This is a genomic window from Dickeya undicola, assembly GCF_000784735.1.
GTDB lineage: Bacteria > Pseudomonadota > Gammaproteobacteria > Enterobacterales > Enterobacteriaceae > Dickeya > Dickeya undicola.
Genome location: NZ_JSYG01000030.1, coordinates 1 through 19,300 on the forward strand (window position 1 = coordinate 1; position 19,300 = coordinate 19,300).

Consider the following 19,300-nt stretch of genomic DNA (forward strand, 5'->3'; position numbering starts at 1 on the left):
CTCAAGGTAGCCCATCTGGCGGAAGCCTTTGGTATGGATTGTGAAATTCACGGCAACGGCGCACCGAATCTGGCGGTGGTGGGGGCGATTAAAAACTGCCGCTGGTACGAGCGCGGCCTGCTGCATCCGTTCCTTGATTACGACGAACCTGCCGCCTACCTGAATTCTCTCGTCGACCCGATGGATGAAGAAGGCTATGTCCACCTGTCGCAGCGCCCCGGTTTGGGCGAGGACATTAATTTTGACTGGATTGACGCGCATACCCTAAGTCAGGCGTAGCGCTTGCGGTCTGTACACGAGTTACCACTAAAAAAACAAATGTTGTCGTCTTCCATACTTCCACACCTGGAGAAGAATAATGAAAGCACGAGCAATACTTCGTACCCTGCTGTTGAGCACACTGTGTATGGCCGCCACACCGGCCATACTGTCCGCTAAAACCCCCGACGATCAACTGATTGTCGGCATGAACATGAACAACATGCTGTCGCTGGATCCCGCCGCCATGACCGGCAATGAAGTGGTGGGGGTGGTCGTAAACCTCTATGACTCGCTGGTCGAACTGGACCCTGACAACCTGAGTCACGTTTTGCCCGCGCTGGCGAAAAGCTGGAGCGTCAGTGGCGACGGCAACGTCATTACCTTCAACCTGGTCGATAACGCGAAATTCCATTCCGGCAACCCGGTGACCGCAGACGATTTTGTCTGGTCGATGAACCGGTTGTTGCATCTGAACATGGCGCAGGCGACCACCTGGAAATCGTATGGCTTTAGTGCGGATAACGTCGCGAAGATGATCCGCGCCAAAGATGCCCATACGGTGGAGATCGAACTGCCCAAGCCCAACGATCCCAAGCTTATCATCTACTCGCTGGCGACGCTGGGCAGCGGCTCGGTGCTGGATCGCAAAACGGTGCTGCAACACGAGAAAAACGGCGACTGGGGCAATGGCTGGCTGACCACCAATGAAGCCGGTTCCGGCCCCTTCAAACTGGATGTGTGGCAGGCGAAAGATGTGTTGCGCATCAGCCGCGTCAGCGGTTACTGGCAGGGCGACGCCAAAATGAAGCGCGTCATTTTCCGGCATATGACCGAATCGCAGGCGCTGCGATTGATGATCGAAAAAGGTGATATTGACGTGGCGACCGGCATGTCGGTGCCGGATATTAACGCGCTCAAGCAGGATAAAGACGTGACGGTGAAGGAGGTGACCAAAGGCACGCTGTACTACGTGGCGATGAGCCTGAAGAACCCGTACTTCGCTAATCCGAAAGTGCGCGAAGCGGTGCGTTATCTGATCGACTACGACGGCATCAATAACACTGTGATGACCGGCTATGGTTTCTATCATCAGCGCCCGATCCAGAAAGGGATGGACGCCACGCTGCCCGATCCGGGCTACAAACTGGATGTGGCACGGGCCAAAACCCTGCTGACGGAAGCGGGCTATCCGAACGGGTTTGACACCACGCTGCGCGTGCTGTCGGATCAGCCGTTCCTGAACCTCGCCACCTCCGTGCAGTCCACGCTGGCGCAAGCCGGTATTAAAGTTCAGATCCTCTCCGGCACCGGCAATCAGGTCTATGGCGCGATGCGTGATCGCAAGTTCGACATGCTGGTTGGGCGCGGCGGCGGCGGCGTCGATCCTCATCCGCATTCCAGCCTGCGGTCTGTGGTCTACAACCCGGATAACAGCGACGAAGCCAAACTGACCAACTTCCAGGGTTGGCGCACCTCGTTCTACGACAAACAACTGAACGAGATGATCGATCAGGCGTTGCTGGAAAAGGACCCGCAAAAGCAGAAGCAGATTTATATCGATGTCCAGAACCGTTATGAGGCGCTGTACCCGGCGATTATTCCGGTTTCCCAGATGATCGATTCGGTCGTGCTGCGCAAGGATGTCATGAAATATGTGCCGCATCCGTCCTCCACGACCCATCTGCGGGACGTGTACAAGCAACGCTAGTTGGCGACGCAGAACGCCAATGTGAAATCACTGTGTCGATGACGGCTTGATATCCGTCATCGGCCGGGGCTGGGGAGAAAAAACATGGTTTTCTCTGATCGGATCAAACCTGGGGAGTGGCTTAAACCGGGCGGCGTATTGCGCCGACTGGCGAAGCGCTTATTCCAGGTTGTGGTCACACTGTTCGGCTTGTTGATCCTGACGTTTGTTATCGGTCGCGTCATGCCCATCGATCCGGTGCTGGCGATCGTGGGGCAGGATGCCGACCAAAGCACCTACCAACAGATTTACCAGCAACTGGGGCTGGATAAGCCGCTATACGTCCAGTTTTGGATCTACTTCAATGCGCTGCTGCATGGCGATCTCGGCAATGCATTGCTGACCGGCCGTCCGGTTATCGACGACATTATTCGTGTTTTTCCCGCCACCATTGAACTGGCGACGATGGCGATCATCGTCGGTGCCGGTCTGGGCGTGCCGCTCGGTGTGCTGGCGGCGGCAAGGCGCGGCAAATGGGCGGATTACGTGGTGCGTTTCATCAGTCTGGCTGGTTATTCCACCCCGATCTTTTGGGTAGGGATGATGGGGCTGCTGGTGTTCTATGCCTGGCTGAATTGGGTCGGCGGTGCCGGGCGGGTGGACATGGCCTATGACGGGTTGGTGGAAAATCGTACCGGCCTGCTGTTGGTCGATTCTGTATTGGATGGCAACTGGGAGGTGTTTCGCAGCGCACTCAATCATCTGGTGCTGCCCGCTACGCTGCTGGGGTTTCACTCGCTGGCGTACATCAGCCGCATGACGCGCAGTTTCATGCTGGCGCAACTGTCGCAGGAATACATCATCACTGCGCGGGTGAAAGGGCTGTCGGAGTTTCGCGTCGTGTGGGCGCACGCGTTTCGCAACATTCTGGTGCAACTGCTGACGGTGGTGGCGCTGGCTTACGGCTCGCTGCTGGAAGGTGCGGTATTGATCGAAACCGTGTTCTCGTGGCCGGGGTTTGGCTCTTATCTCACCGGTAGCCTGTTACTGGGCGACATGAATGCGGTGATGGGATGTGTCCTGCTGGTCGGGTTGATTTTCGTTAGCCTGAATCTGCTGTCGGACATGCTGTATCAGGTCTTTGATCCGAGGACGAGAGTATGACGATTTCCTCCGAGCCGGTATTGCGCGCCCGGCCGCACAAGCGCGTCGGCCGTTTGAAGCTGCGCGGCACGCGTATTCTGGGTTTTCTGTCGCTGTTGATGCGCAACCCGCTGACGGCAATAGGGTCGGCGATTGTTCTGGTGCTGATGTTGATGGCCGTGTTCTCGCCGTGGATCGCTACTCATGACCCACTGGTACAGGATCTCGCCAACACGTTACAGGCACCGAGCGCCAGCCATTGGTTCGGCACCGACGAGTTCGGACGCGATGTGTTTAGTCGTCTGGTGTACGGCTCCCGTATCACGCTGTATATCGTGGCGCTGGTGTCGATCACCGTCGGGCCGATCGGGCTGTTGCTGGGTGTGGTCGCGGGGTATTACGGCGGGGTGGTCGACACCATTCTGATGCGCATCACCGATATTTTCATCTCTTTCCCCAGTCTGGTGTTGGCGCTGGCGTTTGTGGCGGCGCTCGGCCCAGGGCTGGAGCATGTGGTGATCGCCATTACGCTTACCGCCTGGCCGCCGATCGCGCGTCTGGCGCGGGCGGAAACCCTGTCGCTGCGCCAGGCTGATTTTGTCTCGGCGGTGAAACTGCAAGGCGCGTCTTCGTTGCGTATTCTGCTGCACCACATTGTGCCGCTGTGCCTGCCGTCGGTGATTATCCGTATCACCATGAACATGGCCGGGATCATTCTGACCGCAGCCGGTCTGGGCTTTCTCGGGCTGGGGGCGCAACCGCCCGACCCGGAATGGGGGGCGATGATTTCGGCTGGCCGCCGCTACATGATGGAGTGCTGGTGGCTGGTGACGATTCCGGGGCTGGCGATTTTGATCAACAGTCTGGCGTTCAATTTCCTTGGAGACGGCTTACGTGACATCCTCGATCCCAGAACTGAATAATGTGAATGCGGCTCACCGCAAGCCGGAAGCAGCTTCGCTGCTGGAGGTGGACAATCTGCGGGTGAGTTTCGTCAATGGCCGCGCGGTGACCGATGCCGTGCGCGGCGTGTCCTTCTCGCTGGGGTGTGAAAAGCTGGCGATTGTCGGCGAATCCGGCTCCGGCAAATCTACCGTCGGGCGCGCGTTGTTGCGGCTGCATCCGCGTAGCGCACAGATCACCGCCAACCGGATGAATTTTAACGGCATCGACCTGCTGGCGGCGGATGAAGCGCGGATGCGCCAGATTCGTGGCAAACGCATCTCCATGATCATGCAGGATCCTAAGTATTCGCTGAATCCGGTGGTGTGCGTCGGCGATCAGATCGCCGAAGCTTATCTGGCGCACCACCGCGTCTCGCGGCAGGCGGCGAAGGAAAAGGTGATTGCGATGCTGGACATCGTGCGCATCCGCCAGCCGGAACGGGTATACGGCCTGTACCCGCACGAAGTCTCCGGCGGTCAGGGGCAGCGCATTATGATCGCCATGATGCTGATCACCGAGCCGGAAGTGGTGATTGCCGACGAACCGACCTCAGCGCTGGATGTCTCCGTGCGTCTGCAAGTGTTGGCGATGCTGGATGATCTGGTGAGCGAGCGCGGTCTGGGGCTGATCTTTATCAGCCACGACATCAATCTGGTGCGCAGCTTCTGCGATCGGGTGCTGGTGATGTACGCCGGTCGGGTGGTGGAGTCGATCGCGGCTGCCGATCTCGATCATGCGCAACACCCCTACACCCGAGGTTTGCTCAATTCATTGCCGGATATCGATCATCCGCGGCCGCGCCTGCCGGTAATGAATCGCGATCCCGCCTGGCTTAACCCTTAAGGAGTGCATATGACGACTGAGGCAAATCACAAGACGCGGGCAATGATTGAGGTGCGTAACCTGAACCTGACGTTCGGCGAGGGAAGCGGGCGCAATCAGGTGCTGTACGATGTGAATCTCACCGTTAATGACGGCGAGATCTTCGGTCTGGTCGGCGAGTCCGGCTCCGGCAAAACCACGGTGCTGAAATGTCTGGCCGGGCTGTTCAATCACTGGCAGGGGCAGTTATGGATCGATGGTCAACCGCTGGCGCATCGCATCGAGCAGGCGCGCTGCCGCCGGGTGCAGATGGTGTTTCAGGATCCCTACGGTTCGCTGCACCCGCGCCATACGGTGGAGACGATTCTGGAAGAACCGCTGTTAATTCACCGCTTCGCCGATCGGGATGACCGTATCGATACGTTATTGGGCAAAGTGGGGCTGGGGCCGCAGTTTCGCCGTCGCTATCCCCACCAGCTTTCCGGTGGGCAGCGTCAGCGCGTGGCGATCGCCAGAGCGTTGATTCTGGAACCGCGGGTGCTGCTGCTGGATGAACCGACCTCGGCGCTGGATGTGTCCGTGCAGGCGGAAATCCTTAATCTGCTGGCGGAATTACAACAGCAGGAGAAATTGACCTACCTGATGGTGACGCACGATTTGGGGGTGATAGCGCACCTGTGCCACAACGTCGCGGTGATGCAATATGGCCGTATTCTGGAAACGCTCGCGACCGGCGATTTAGCCCGCGATACGCCCAAAAGTGCTTATACCACGATGTTGGTGGACGCCAGCCGACAGTACAGCCGGGATTTGGCGGTGCGATCAGAGCGGATGTAAACCGGGCGGCTGGATGCACATAACACGGGAGGGCGACGGCGGTTGCCTTCCCGTTTCCATTAGCAACAACCCGATAAGCGATTGCGCGTTGGCGACGCGGGTCATCTGAGTCATTCCTCTGTCTTTTCTGTAGTTTTTCTCGTTGTTCTCCTTTCTACCCCTATGACAGGTGCCCAAAAATGGCGCTAATCATGCTGGCATTTCGTGGTTAAAACGCTAAGAATGACTGCTGAAATATTATTTCACGGTCAGAGTATTGCCGCCTGACGACGGGACAGTTCCCCTCGCTGGCTGGCGCTGACGTAGCAGCACGAAACAGGATGTCATAATGCAGCTGTTGAATTTGAAACAAGCCAGGTTACTGAGCTTCGTCTTTATCATGGGGGGGTTGCTGCTCTTGATTGAGTTGCGCCTGCTTGCCTGCTTTATTGCTGGTTTTCTGGTGTATGAAATCATTAATCTGCTGACGCCCTATTTCCAGAAGGTGATCAGCGGTAAACGCGCCCGGCTGGCGGTAGTGGCGGTGATCAGCACCGTGGTGGTTTGCCTGCTGAGTGTGATTTTCGGCACGCTGGTCGGGCTGCTGATGCAGGAAATGAAAGACACCAGTGTGTTTAACGCCCGTATCGCCTTTATTCTTGAGGATGTGCAAAAGCAGATCATGACCTACCTGCCGGGTTACCTGCCGGTGAGTGTGGAAGAGCTACAGCACGAGTTTGTAGCCTGGCTGCAAAAGCATGTGGTGATGTTGCAGAACATGGGGAAAGACTTCCTGCACGGTTTTGTCACCATGCTGATAGGTATGATCCTCGGGGCGATCATCTCGCTGTACAGCATTGAGCCGACAGTAGATAAGCCGTTGCTGAAAACCGAACTGATGCACCGGGTCGCGCTGCTGTCGTCCTCGTTTCGCAATATTGTGTTTGCGCAGGTGAAGATTTCGCTGGTCAACACGGTGCTGTCCGCCATTTTCATTCTGGGTGTGTTGCCTGGATTCGGCATTCATCTGCCGTTTGCCAAAACGCTGGTGGTGCTGACCTTTATTTTTGGTTTGCTACCGGTGATTGGCAATTTGATCTCCAATTCGGTGGTGTTCATCGCTGCACTGTCAATTTCTGTGCCGATCGCGCTGCTGGCGTTGGTCTATCTGATGTTGATCCACAAACTGGAGTATTTCCTCAATGCCCAGATTGTCGGCACCCGTATCAAGGCGCACGCCTGGGAAATTCTGCTGGCGATGTTGGTGTTTGAAGCGGCATTTGGTATTTCCGGCGTGATCGCCGCACCCATCTATTATGCCTACCTGAAAAGTGAATTGCGGGAAGCGGCGTTGATATAACCGTAGCGCTTGTTAAAACGACAATGCCGCCCAGAGGGCGGCATTGAATGGTGATAGACCGAGGGAAGTCTTAACGATGAGACGTTGCAACCACCGGTTCCGGCGCATTTTGTTGCAGGCCTAGCGGGTTGTTGCCCCAGCACTGTTCGTATTTCCAGCCAGTCAGCTCTTCAGCAACTGCGCGGGCTTCCGCCGGAACATCGGCAATCGCGCCACCTGCTTTGATACGAGCAATTTCCTGCAACAGAATCATGTGATTCTTACGGTCCAGGCGCATCTGAGTACTAAAGATGATAGCGACAACCGCCAGTGCAATCACGCCCAGTGAGAACACACCCACAATCGCCAGCACCGCGCTTTCCGGTTGAGCCGCTTTGCCGGAGACAAATCCGAACTGACTCAGAATCCAGCCCATGGCGAAGACGATGACGGAACGGACCATCTTGCCAGCGAAGGTCATGGCACCCGCGTAAATCCCTTCACGACGACGACCAGTCAACACTTCATCTACGTCCGCCAGGAAGGTGTAGACCGTCCAGGGAATGTAGTAGATACCGCCGGTGCTCAGACCGAAAATTGCGGTGATACCGAACAGGACGATGATGGTGGCAGTTTGGGACCAGCCAGTGAAATAGAGCGCTGCGTAGGCGATCACGCTGACAATTACCACCGTCAGCGCCAGGCGATACGGACGACCGAAGCCCATTTTCACGCAGATGCCGATGAAGAGGAAGGTGGAGATAAATTGCATAATCGAACTGAAACTATTGAGCTGAGAGACTACCGCAGTGCTCTGTTTCAGACCGAATACGATGAAATAGGTAAAGGCAGAAGCGAACAGCCATTCCGCACCGAAACCGAACAGGTACATCCCGAGGTGTTTACGGAAAATACGCAGACGGAAAGTCGATGCCATGTCGACGCTGAGCTTTTTCAGCGACTGCCACAGGTTCTGGGTGTGTTCACGAGTCACTTCACTCGGAGAACGTTCCCATGAGGTCAGGTAGAGGGCGATCATCGCCGCACACATGATAAAGCCATAGGCCAGACCGGTGTAGAAGAATGGTGTAGCGGAGTCTTTACCGTAGATACCGATGAACTGCCCCGGAATAAAGGCGGCCAGGAAGTTGGCGACTTTACCGAAGATGGCTTTGGAGCCAGTCAGTTTGGAACGGGCTTTGAAGTCAGTGGTCATCTCGGTGGCGAGCGTTTCGTACGGCACCATGATGGAGGTATAAATCAATTCAAACAGCACGTAGGTCGACAGGTAATACCAGAAGCCTAAGCCTTCTCTCCATAGCATCGGGTAGACCAACACCATTGGGATACCGAGCAGGATGAAGAAACGACGACGACCGAACAGGCGTCCGATGCGGGTATTGTAGAAGTTGTCGCTGATGTAGCCCATAACCGGGTTACTGATGGCGTCAATGACGCTGGCCACGGAGAAAATGGCGGCAGCCTCAACCAGAGACAATCCACAGAAAGTGGTATAGAAGTACATTAACCAGGCACCACTAATGGCTAAGGCGCCACTGCCTAGCAGGTTCGCGCTGCCGTAGCAGAGCGTGTGTTTCAATGTGATGGGTTTACTCATAGTCAATTCGCCTAACAATATTAAAACATTATTTCATTTGAAATGAACTTATGTTCTTATCATTTGCCCGTTCGAGACAAAAGTAAACTAGCCATCCCTCTCCTGGCTGCTTTTAATAGCAATCTGTCTGGGAGATCATGAAATAAGTTTTTTTAATTTGATCACGAATATTGGCTGACAAAACGCGATGTTTGTCGGGAAGCGTCGTTTTTTTATCGTTAAACGATAAAAATCATCAATGGCAGGGACAACAGTGTCGGGGGCTGTGGTGAAACTATCATCGCTATTTCGCAATGACGCGTCGCAAAAATCAAGAATAATTGTAAAAAATAGCGATGAACTGTGATCGGCTTGTGATCCTGGATAGTGCACATAACGCAAAGTGTGATTTATCTCACGGCACCAGACAGTGTATTTTATCGGGTCAGAGTGAATTGTGGGTAAGACGGGCTATGCCAATCATTATCAGACTGGACGTGCTACTGGCACAAAAAAAGATGAAGTCTCGCGAACTGGCGGGGTTGATCGGCATTACTGAGCAGAATCTTTCGTTGCTGAAATCCGGCAAGGTGAAGAGTATCCGGTTCGACACATTGCAGAGAATATGCGAGGCGCTGTCCTGTCAGCCTGGCGATGTGCTGGAGTATTTGCCGGAAGAATAACGGCGTGAGAACTGGTTAATCCTGATAGCAGGCTGCACCGGTACGCTACGGCTGACCGCTGGCATTTGAACACGACGAACTCTGGTTCTCTTACCTGAGTGCGGCAGAGAGGGATGGCACCCGCATCGAATGAGCGGGTGCTATGCCTGTTCAGTCGTTAAATAACGCTGCTACGGTTGCTTTAGCACCCTTGTCACGTAGCGACAGGTAGGCGTCAGTTAGCTCCGCCACCCACGTGGCGTTACCAGGCAGGTCATCGCCAAACAGCGAATTGATGGATAACAGACCGCGGACCCGCTCAGCGTCATCTTGGGTGGTGCTGACGATTTGCTGCAATGTAGCAGCCAGTGGATCGCGGATATCGATCGCCTGGCCCGCGTCGTCGATGCCGCCGACATAGCGCATCCAACCTGCTACGCCCAGCGTCAACGCGCGGTGATCGCTGCTGTGCGCCAGATGCCAGCGCAGCGACGCCAGCATACGTTGGGGCAGTTTCTGGCTGCCGTCCATCGCAATCTGCCAGGTGCGGTGCTTCAGCGCCGGGTTGGCAAAACGCTCCAGCAATTGGTCGGCATAAGCAGCCAGGTCGACACCGGATACATGCAGGGTCGGTGCCTGCTCCTGTAGCATCAGGTGGCGCACTGCCTGCCGGTAGCAAGGGTCGTCCATACCATTGTTGATATGTTCATACCCTGCCAGATAACCGAGGTAGGCCAGGAAAGAGTGGCTACCGTTGAGCATACGCAACTTCATCTCTTCAAACGGCAGTACATCATCCACCAGTTGGGCACCCGACTGTTCCCAGTCTGGGCGTCCGGCGACAAAATTGTCTTCCACCACCCACTGGATGAACGGCTCGCAGGCGATGCCGCACGGGTCCGCCACGCCGACGGCGTCGGCTATCTGGCTCAGCGTTTCCGGCGTGGCGGCCGGTACGATTCGATCCACCATGGTATTGGGGAAAGTGACATGCTGTGCGATCCACTCCGCCAGCGCGGGATCCTGCAAGCGGGCAGCATCCATCACTACCTGGCGCGTCACTTTGCCGTTTTCCGGTACGTTATCGCAGGAAAGCACGGAGAAGGGCGCAATGCCCCGCTCGCGGCGCAGGCGCAGCGCTTCGGCCAGCAATCCCGGCACCGATGACGGTTGGCGCGGATGGGCCAGATCCTGCTGCACCAGCGGGTTGTCTCGATCGAGTTCGCCTCTGTTGCCTGCGCGGCAGTAGCCTTTCTCGGTGATGGTCAGCGAGACGATCGCAACGATTGGGTCAGCCAGTTGTTCCAGAATCGCTGTTATTCCTTCCACGCGAGCGTGCAGCGACTTACAGACCGCACCAACCACGATCGCCTGATTGCCGTGGGCCGCTTTTTCCAGCACGGTAAACCGGTGATCCTGACGGCGCAGGGCGGAAATCAGGGTATCGTCGCTGAACAACACCACTTCGCAAATCCCCCAGTCGCCGCCCTGACGGTTGAGCACCCGATCGGTCAACAGCGCCTGATGCGCGCGGTGAAACGCGCCGAAGCCGATGTGTACGATACGGGGTTTCAGCGATTGACGGTCATAACGGGGTTGTTGCACTGCGGCGGGCAGTTGTGTATTGGACAGATTTTTTTCGTTGCCGGACAAACTGTTACTGGACATAGATGGCGTCCTGAAAAGAGGAAATTAACCGCCCAACCTTAACGGTCTTTCGGTTGGGCGGCAACTGTCATATAGCGTGTTCTGAAGACGCTTCACAGAGTCATGTCGAGGTTCTGGCTGTCTTGGCCGGTGGCGTCGGGTTTAGCACCGGACGTGGCCGGATAAACCAGGCGGGCAGCATTGCCAGAAAAAAGAACATCGCCACCATGAAGAAACCATCCTGATAAGCAAACATCTGTGCCTTAGGGGCCAGCACTGATTGCAGGTAGGTCATGATACCGGGGTTGATGCTGGTGCTCAGCGGGTCGCCAAGCGGATTGCCACCGTGGCCGAACAGCAGGCTGAGCTGGCGGATGGCGTCGGTACTGCGAATATTGTCTAGCGTCAGCGACTGCGCCAGCATCTGGCCGTGAAAGGTGGTGCGCCGTTCGATAAATACCGACAGCAGGTTAACCCCCATTGCACCGCCCAACTGACGGATAAAATTGAGGCTGCCCGCGCCCTGCGCCAGCTGAGCAGGCGGTAGCGCCCGCAGCGCACCTGCGTTCATGGCAGGCAGCATCACCCCCAGCCCAACGCGACCGATGACAATCCACCAGGCCATGGTCCAGAACGGGGTATCGGTGTCCGCCGCGCTGGAGAGCCAGCAGGACAGCCCAAACAGCAGCAAACCCGCCACCACCAGCAGGTGGGGTTTGAGCTTGTCGCTGAGCGATCCCGCCAGCGGAAACACCATGCCAAGCGCCAGCCCTGCTGGCATCAGCAGCAAGCCGGAACGGGTCGGGGTGTATCCCTGAATGCTCTGCACAAACAGCGGGATGATGTAAGTCGAGCCATAAATACCTGCGCCCAGCGCGAACGCCACAATACAGCCGGAGGTAAACGCCGGGTTGGCGAAGACTCTCAGACTGAGCAGGGGATGCGGCGTAGTGAATTCGCGGACGATGAACGCCAGTGTGGCAATCACAGCGGTGGTTAGCAGACAGAGAATAAAGAACGACTCCCAGCCTTCGCGCTGCCCGTTGGACAGCCCGGCCAGCAGCGAGGTCAGCGCCGTCACCAGCAGAATAAACCCCAGGGTGTCGAAACGCCGGGGCGTGCTGTTGGCCTGTGCACTTTTGGCAGGCAGGATCACCATCGCGGCGGCGATCCCGGCCAGACAGAACGGCACGACCACCATGAAGACGGCGCGCCAGTCGAGCTGATCGACCATCAGCCCACCGGCGGCGGGTCCCAATGCCGGGGCCAGCACGACCCCGACGCCATAAATCCCCATCGCCTTGCCGCGTTCCGATACCGGAAACACTTGCGAGATGATGATCATTGCCAGCGGTTGGATCACACCACTGGCACTGCCCTGAAGAATACGGGCGAAGATCACCTCGGCACTGCTCTGGCTGAAGGTGCCGAGCAAGCTGCCGATGACGAACACCACCAGTGAGCCGACGTAGGTGGCGCGGTAACCAAAACGCTCCAGCGTCCAGGCCGTTACCAGCATGGTGGCGGTCATTGAAGCCAGAAAGGCGGTGGAGAGCCACTGTGCCTGATCCTGGCCCATGCCGAACGCGCCCATGATGTCATGCATCGCGACATTGACGATGGTCGCCGTGGCTGTCGTGGCGATGGTGCCCAGCATGATGGTAACCGTCGCCAGCCAGCGATAGCGATGACCAAAGCGAGCGGCCTGGGCTTCAATCGGCGACATTGATACTGACTTCCGCCATCAGGCCCGGTTTCAGGCCGCTATCCGGATTATCCAGTGCGATACGCACCGGTACACGTTGGGTGATTTTGGTGAAGTTGCCGGACGGATTCGGGCTTGGCAGCAGCGCAAACTGGTTGGTAGCCGCATCGCCAACCCGGATCACATGACCGTTGAAATGTTTGTCTGGGTAAGCATCGACCTGAATATCCACTGTTTGACCGACCCGAACCCGGCCGATGGCCGTCTCTTTGATGTTGGCTTCGACCCACAGATTACGCGGATCATGCACCAGCATGATCCACTGTCCGGCCTGTACGTAACTGCCCACATTCACAATAGTGCGATCCACCACGCCATCCACCGGGGAATGCAGTGCCCGATCGGCGATTTCCTGCTTGAGCTGATCCACCTGCGCCTGCAAGGCGATCCGCTGCTGGCGCTGCATCTCGATCTGCCGATCCAGCACCTGTAATGTGTTGCGTTGTGCTACGGCGTTATTCAGTGCGGCCTGCTGAGCGCTGCGTTGGGCTTCGGCTTCCCGCAGTTCGCCCTGACGCTGCAACAGTGCGGTGTGCGATTCATCCCAGGTTTTGCGAGCCGTGAGGTTACTTTTCAGCAGTTGATCGTCGCGCTGGAAGTTGTTCTGCGCCAGGCTGAGCTGGTAGCCAGCATTGTTTACGGCGGATTCGCTCGATGCCAGCTTCGCTCGCGCTTCATCCAGTGAAGCTTGTGTGGTGAGGTCGGTGACCTGACGTTGTGTTTGGCTGTAACTGATTTGCGCATCGGCAGCAGCCAGATTGCCTTCCTGCTCCGCCAGCCGTAAGCGGGCGTCACGATCGTCGATCTGCGCCAGTAATTGATCCTTACGAATGGTATCGCCATCGATCACCGGACGAGCGGTCACCCAGCCGCTTTCCCGGCTGGCCAGTGAGATCACTTCGCCCATGACGCGGGCATCGGTTTCACCGATATGGGTGAAACGCTGGTGAAACCAGTACGCCAGCACGAGTACCGCCAGCAACAGCAGAGCGGCACCAGCCAGAAAAAAGGTACGCTGACGTTGGTTCAGGCGTTGGAATTTCGTCAGTTGGGGGGCGTGAATATTCATGAGTGACCGTTTTCGGTTCGGGAGAGATTGCTGATGACCTGATTGATAATCCGGCTGACCTGTTCAATATCCTGTTCTGGCACCCCAGCCAGTGCCTGATTACGCACCTGCCCGGCGATAGACTCCACCTTTTCCACCTGTTCCATCCCAAGCGTGGTGAGATGGATCTCGCGAAAACGGCGATCGTTACCTTCACGCCTTTCGATAAATCCCTGCTTTTGCAGACTGTCCAGTACCCTGACCACTGCAGACGCGTCCAGCCCCAGCGATTCGGCCAGCGCTTTTTGGTGGATGGGGGCTTCTTCGCGGGCGATGAACAGCAACGGCAGCCAGCTCGCCTGGGTCAATCCATACGGTTGCAATTCCCGGTCGATAACCCGACGCCATAAGCGAGAGGTCTGGCCCAATTGCAGGGCAAAACGCCGACGGGCGGAAGATTCGGTCTGTGACATGATGAGGTCCAAGGGATAGATGAAGTGTTATTAGTTAACAAGTCAACTAATGATAAGTCAATTGATTTTGTGAGGTGAGTCATAAATAACAATGTAACAGGCTGACAGTACTCATTACGCCTGACAGCGGCGTGGAGGCGACTAACCCATCCAAAAGCAAACAGGGCAGCCTGAGCTGCCCTGTGAAGAGAATGAAAATCCGGAGATTGATCAGGATTTGCTGGCGTCAGCCGCTGTAGCGGTTGCTGGCACAGCATCAGTCGCCGTCTGCTGGGTCTGCGGGGCTACCGGCGGTACGGCATCCGGTGTTGCCGGGGTGCTGGTCTGCTGAATATCCGGTGTCTGGGCAGGAACAGCGGGGGCGATCGGCGCAGCGTCTTCGGCCGGGCCGTTCACTTTTGTTGGCATACCAGAACGATTTTGCAGCGCCTGATTCACTTCGCTTTCACTGACGCTGGCATCCGCCAATACTTTGGTTACCACCGGGGTCAGTTTCAACGGCACCGGCGTACTGGAGTTGAACTCTTCCTCGGTACGGGACAGGGGGTTGTGAACTTCGACATAGCGTGAACCATCCGGCTCGACGGTGGCTTTCACCGGTTCGTTAATGAACTGAACGCGAGTGCCGACCGGAACATGGTCGAACAGGTATTTGATGTCTTTGTCACGCAGACGCACGCAACCGTGGCTGACACGCAGGCCGATACCGAAGTTAGCGTTGGTGCCGTGGATGGCGTACAGGTTACCGATGTAGAGCGCGTACAGGCCCATCGGGTTGTCTGGACCGGCCGGGTAGACCTGCGGCAGGAATTCGCCGCGGGCGGCATATTCGGCGTGCATGGCGGCGGTCGGCGTCCAGGTCGGGCGCTCTTTCTTACGCTGAACCGAGGTCACCCAGTTGATCGGGGTATCTTTGCCCAACTGGCCGATACCGATCGGCAGTACTACCACGGTCTTGGACCCTTTCGGGTAGTAATACAGACGCATTTCGGCACTGTTGATCACGATGCCTTCGCGCGGAGCGTCAGGGAGAATCAGTTGCTGCGGCACGGTCATGGTGCTGCCCGGTTTTGGCAGATAAACGTCAATACCGGGGTTGGCTTCCAGCAGGTTGCTCAGGCCCATTTGGTACTGAGCGGCAAAATGCTCCAGCGCGTCGGTACTATCGCTGGGAATCGTTACTTGGATATTTTCACCCACCAGCCGACTGTTCGGGGCTGGCAATGGATAAACCACGGCGAGTGCTGTCTGGCTGAATGCAGCCGCCGCCACAACTAATGTCAGGATCGCGCGAATACTCATTTTCATATCTTTGTTGAGTGTTAAAAGCCATTGCGGCAAAGGAATTGTTGTTATCCGGTACAAAAAGTCCGGATGCGCATTATATGTGCAGAAGGGCGGCAGGAAAACCAGATGTACAATCAATTACATTATAAGCGTCAGTGCGGGGAAGTAAGGTGACAAATACGGGGAACGAATCGCATGGACGATGTGCGCCAGAAAGCATCAGGGAGCGGTTTCCCACTCCCTGTCTGGTCTGCGTAAAGCGGCATTATTCCTGTGCGCTTTTCTCTGCCTTGCCCGCCAGCAGGCTGAGGAAGTCATAGCGACGGCGCAAATCCGCCTCGGCTTCTTCGTACAACTGGGCGGCGGCCTCCGGCTGCTGGCTATTGAGCCGACGGAAGCGCTGCTCGTTGAGCAGGGTTTCGCTCAGGCTGGCGGACGGCGGACGGGAGTCCGTCACTAGTGCCGGTTTGCCTTCCGCCGTGCGGCGTGGGTCGAAGCGGTACAGCGGCCAGAAGCCGGTCGCGGTCAACTGGCGCATCTGGTCGTGGCTAAACGCCAGATCATAACCATGCTCTTCACAAGGGCTGTAGGCGATGATCAGTGACGGACCCGGCCAGGCCTCTGCTTCCTGAATCGCTTTCACCGTCTGGTTCAACTGGGCACCCAGCGAGATCTGCGCCACGTAGACGTGACCGTACATCATCACGTTGATGCCGAGGTCTTTGCGCGCTTTGCGTTTGCCATTCTCGCCAAACTTGGTCACGGCCCCGAGTGGGGTCGCTTTGGATTGCTGGCCGCCGGTGTTGGAATAGCACTGGGTGTCGAGCACCAGCACGTTAACGTTTTCCGACAGGCTCATCACGTGGTCGAGGCCGCCGTAGCCGATATCGTAGGCCCAGCCGTCGCCGCCAATCAGCCAGATGGATTTATCCACCAGATGATCGGCTTCCTCTATCAGTTGACGGGCGTCGGCGCTGTCGATGGCGCTGAGTGACTGACGCAGGCGGGCAATCTGTTCGCGGCGCGTATCGGCAGCCACGGAGTCTTCCAGCAGGTCGGCCACCAGGTCAGCAGGTAACTGTGGCTTGAGCTTTTCCAGCAGGCGCAGGGCGCGCTGGCGATGCTGGTCGACGCTCAGGCGGAAGCCCAGCCCGAACTCGGCGTTGTCTTCAAACAGCGAGTTGGCCCATGCCGGGCCACGGCCGTTGGCATCGGTGGTCCAGGGTGTGGTCGGCAGGTTACCGCCGTAAATCGAAGAACAGCCGGTGGCGTTGGCGACCAGCAGACGGTCGCCGTACAGCTGGGTCAGCAGCTTGATGTACGGGGTTTCACCGCAGCCGGAACAGGCACCGGAGTATTCGAACAGCGGTGTAATCAACTGCGAGGTGCGGATATCGATACGTTCCAGCTTGCTACGGTCGATTTCCGGCAGCTTGAGGAAGAAATCGTAATGGGTTTTCTCAGTGGTGACATGATCCAGACGCGGTGCCATGTTGATGGCCTTGATTTCCGGATTCTGGCGATCTTTGGCCGGGCACACTTCCACGCACAGGTTACAGCCGGTGCAATCTTCCGGCGCGACCTGCAATACATATTTCTGGCCGCGCATGTCGCGGGCTTTTACGTCCAGCGACTGCAATGATGCCGGGGCGTCGGCCATCGCGTCGGCGGGCACCACTTTGGCGCGGATAGCGGAGTGCGGGCAGGCCGCCACACAGTGGTTACACTGGGTACAAAGCTCTGCTTTCCACAACGGAACCTCTTCGGCGATGTTGCGCTTTTCCCACTGGGTGGTGCCGACCGGCCAGGTGCCGTCCGGCGGCAGGGCGGACACCGGCAGGCTGTCGCCCAGCCCGGCCAGCATCGCGGCGGTGACGGTTTTGACGAAATCGGGCGCGGCGTCGGACACCACTGGCGGGCGGCATGGGCTGTCCGGATTCACCGGCTCCAGCGCTACCGCTTCCAGTGCGGCCAGCGTCGCGTCCAGCGCGCGCCAGTTGCGTTCCACCAGCTCCTGGCCTTTGCTGCCGTAGCTGCTGGCGATGGCGGCGCGCAGTTTGTCGAGCGCGTCACCACCCGGCAGGATTTGCGTCAGGTGGAAGAATGCCATCTGCATCACGGTGTTGATGCGTGCGCCCAACTGACATTCGCGGGCGATTTTCGCTGCATTGATGCAGAACACCCGCGCCTGACGCTGGTTCAGCCCGGCCTGTACTTCCTGCGGCAGCCGGTGCCACAGGTCATCGGCGCGGTAAGGCGTGTTGATCAGGAAGAGGCCGCCCGGTTTCAGGCGCTCCACCATGCTGTATTTGTCGATGAACTGCCATTGGTGGCAGGCCACGAAATCCGCCTGTTCAATCAGGTAGGCGGAATGAATCGGGTGCGGGCCGACGCGCATGTGGGAAACCGTCAGACTACCGGCTTTTTTGGAGTCGTAAACGAAATAGCCCTGTACGAACAGCGGGGTCGAATTACCGACGATTTTGATCGAGTTTTTGGCGGCGGACACGGTGCCGTCGCTGCCCAGCCCGTAGAACAGCGCTTCCAGCGATGCCTGCGTCGGCATCGGTTGATCGGACAGCGGTAGCGACAGGTGGGTGATATCGTCATAAATACCGACGGTAAAACGCGGTCTGGGGTTGGTAAGCGCTAACTCTTTATACGTCGCCTCGACGCACTGCGGGGTGAATTCTTTCGAAGACAGACCGTAGCGGCCGCCGATCACCTTCGGCATAAGTGGGCGCTCACCTCGGGAGAACGCCTCCGCCAGCGCGGTCATTACGTCCAGATACAGCGGTTCAGCCTGCGCGCCAGGCTCTTTGGTGCGGTCCAGCACCGCGATGGACTGCGCGCTGTGCGGAATCGCCGCCAGCAGATGTTGCGCGGAGAACGGCCGGTACAGCCGAACCTTCACCACGCCGACTTTCTCGCCGCGCGTCAGCAGGGTGTCGACCACCTCTTCGCAGGTGCCGACGCCGGAGCCCATCATCACGATAACGCGGGTGGCGTCCGGATGGCCGTAATACTCGAACGGCTGGTACTGACGGCCGGTTTCGTGGGCGAAGTCGTTCATCGCCTGTTCCACGTGACCGAATGCCGCGTTGTACCACGGGTTGGTGGCTTCTCGCGCCTGGAAGAAGGTATCCGGGTTGGAGGCGGTGCCGCGAATCACCGGACGTTCAGGAGTAAGCGCCCGCTCACGGTGCGCATTAATCGCCGCCTGCGGCAGCAGGGCGTGCAATTGCGCGTCGCTCAGTGGCTCGATTTTGTTGATTTCGTGCGAGGTGCGAAAGCCGTCAAAGAAATGAATAAACGGCAGGCGGCTGTTGAGGCTCGCCATCTGGGAAATCAGCGCGAAGTCCTGCGCTTCCTGCACATTGCTGGCGCACAGCATAGCGCAACCGGTCTGGCGCACCGCCATCACGTCCGAATGGTCGCAGAAAATGGATAACGCATGGGTCGCCACGGTACGGGCGGCGACGTGCAGCACAAACGGCGTCAACTGACCGGCCAGTTTGTACAGCGTCGGGATCATCAGCAACAGGCCCTGCGAGGACGTAAAGGTCGTGGACAGCGCACCGGTCTGCAATGCACCGTGCACGGTGGCGATGGCCCCCGCTTCGGACTGCATTTCAACCACCCGAGGCGTATCTCCCCAGATATTCTTGCGTTCGTCGCTCGACCAGGCGGCGGCTTGTTCGGCCATAGTGGAACTGGGCGTGATGGGGTAGATAGCGATAACTTCATTGGTTCGCCAGGCGACCGAAGCGACCGCGTTATTACCGTCGGTGGTGATCATGACTTAACC

General features: G+C 57.5%; 15 protein-coding genes. 8 read left to right on the top strand and 7 right to left on the bottom strand.

Going from position 1 to position 19,300, the window contains the following annotated elements; genetic code table 11:
* From OB87_RS13440 to OB87_RS13470, 7 genes are all read left to right on the top strand, one after another.
* Positions 1-279, top strand: a 279-nt coding sequence (locus tag OB87_RS13440) for an enolase C-terminal domain-like protein (protein ID WP_033569940.1), incomplete at its 5' end; no start/stop codon positions are given.
* Between the two features lie 79 nt (positions 280-358).
* Positions 359-1,969 carry an ABC transporter substrate-binding protein gene (locus OB87_RS13445; RefSeq protein WP_033569941.1) on the top strand — a complete coding sequence of 537 codons (1,611 nt, stop codon included), beginning with the start codon at positions 359-361 and terminating at the stop codon, positions 1,967-1,969.
* 84 nt (positions 1,970-2,053) lie between these two features.
* Positions 2,054-3,112, top strand: a complete 1,059-nt coding sequence (locus tag OB87_RS13450; RefSeq protein ID WP_033569942.1) for an ABC transporter permease — start codon at positions 2,054-2,056, stop codon at positions 3,110-3,112.
* A gap of 98 nt (positions 3,113-3,210) precedes the next feature.
* On the top strand, positions 3,211-4,014 hold the full coding sequence (locus OB87_RS13455) for an ABC transporter permease subunit (protein WP_395856909.1): 804 nt from the start codon (positions 3,211-3,213) through the stop codon (positions 4,012-4,014).
* Positions 3,986-4,879 (top strand): ABC transporter ATP-binding protein, encoded by an 894-nt coding sequence (locus OB87_RS13460; protein WP_081977396.1) that lies wholly within the window; start codon positions 3,986-3,988, stop codon positions 4,877-4,879. The genes OB87_RS13455 and OB87_RS13460 overlap by 29 nt, the downstream gene beginning before the upstream one ends.
* Positions 4,880-4,921: 42 nt before the next feature.
* On the top strand, positions 4,922-5,695 hold the full coding sequence (locus OB87_RS13465) for an ABC transporter ATP-binding protein (protein ID WP_033569984.1): 774 nt from the start codon (positions 4,922-4,924) through the stop codon (positions 5,693-5,695).
* Between the two features lie 328 nt (positions 5,696-6,023).
* Positions 6,024-7,034 carry an AI-2E family transporter gene (locus OB87_RS13470; RefSeq protein ID WP_033569944.1) on the top strand — a complete coding sequence of 337 codons (1,011 nt, stop codon included), beginning with the start codon at positions 6,024-6,026 and terminating at the stop codon, positions 7,032-7,034.
* Positions 7,035-7,104: 70 nt separating this feature from the next.
* On the opposite strand, the gene OB87_RS13475 is transcribed toward OB87_RS13470, so the two are convergent.
* Positions 7,105-8,631: an MFS transporter gene (locus OB87_RS13475; RefSeq protein WP_033569945.1), complete on the bottom strand. Its 1,527-nt coding sequence runs from the start codon at positions 8,629-8,631 to the stop codon at positions 7,105-7,107.
* Positions 8,632-9,083: 452 nt separating this feature from the next.
* Between OB87_RS13475 and OB87_RS13480 the strand changes: the two genes are divergently transcribed.
* The gene (locus OB87_RS13480; RefSeq protein ID WP_033569946.1) at positions 9,084-9,293 is read left to right on the top strand and encodes a helix-turn-helix domain-containing protein; all 210 of its coding nucleotides are present in this window, start codon (positions 9,084-9,086) and stop codon (positions 9,291-9,293) included.
* A gap of 150 nt (positions 9,294-9,443) precedes the next feature.
* Here OB87_RS13480 and OB87_RS13485 read toward each other — a convergent pair whose 3' ends face one another.
* From OB87_RS13485 to nifJ, 6 genes are all read right to left on the bottom strand, one after another.
* Complete coding sequence (locus OB87_RS13485) at positions 9,444-10,940, bottom strand: mannitol dehydrogenase family protein (RefSeq protein WP_200884301.1); 1,497 nt, start codon at positions 10,938-10,940, stop codon at positions 9,444-9,446.
* 100 nt (positions 10,941-11,040) lie between these two features.
* Positions 11,041-12,645, bottom strand: a complete 1,605-nt coding sequence (locus OB87_RS13490) for a DHA2 family efflux MFS transporter permease subunit (protein WP_033569947.1) — start codon at positions 12,643-12,645, stop codon at positions 11,041-11,043.
* Positions 12,632-13,753 (bottom strand): HlyD family secretion protein, encoded by a 1,122-nt coding sequence (locus tag OB87_RS13495; protein WP_033569948.1) that lies wholly within the window; start codon positions 13,751-13,753, stop codon positions 12,632-12,634. Before OB87_RS13495 ends, OB87_RS13490 begins: the two co-directional genes overlap by 14 nt.
* Positions 13,750-14,205, bottom strand: coding sequence for a MarR family winged helix-turn-helix transcriptional regulator (locus OB87_RS13500; protein WP_033569949.1), 456 nt, complete (start codon positions 14,203-14,205; stop codon positions 13,750-13,752). Before OB87_RS13500 ends, OB87_RS13495 begins: the two co-directional genes overlap by 4 nt.
* A 210-nt stretch (positions 14,206-14,415) precedes the next feature.
* The gene (locus tag OB87_RS13505) at positions 14,416-15,507 is read right to left on the bottom strand and encodes a L,D-transpeptidase family protein (RefSeq protein WP_033569950.1); all 1,092 of its coding nucleotides are present in this window, start codon (positions 15,505-15,507) and stop codon (positions 14,416-14,418) included.
* A gap of 250 nt (positions 15,508-15,757) precedes the next feature.
* A complete protein-coding gene (gene nifJ, locus OB87_RS13510) occupies positions 15,758-19,291 on the bottom strand; it encodes a pyruvate:ferredoxin (flavodoxin) oxidoreductase (RefSeq protein ID WP_033569951.1) in 3,534 nt (1,177 codons plus the stop codon).
* Positions 19,292-19,300 lie beyond the last annotated feature (9 nt).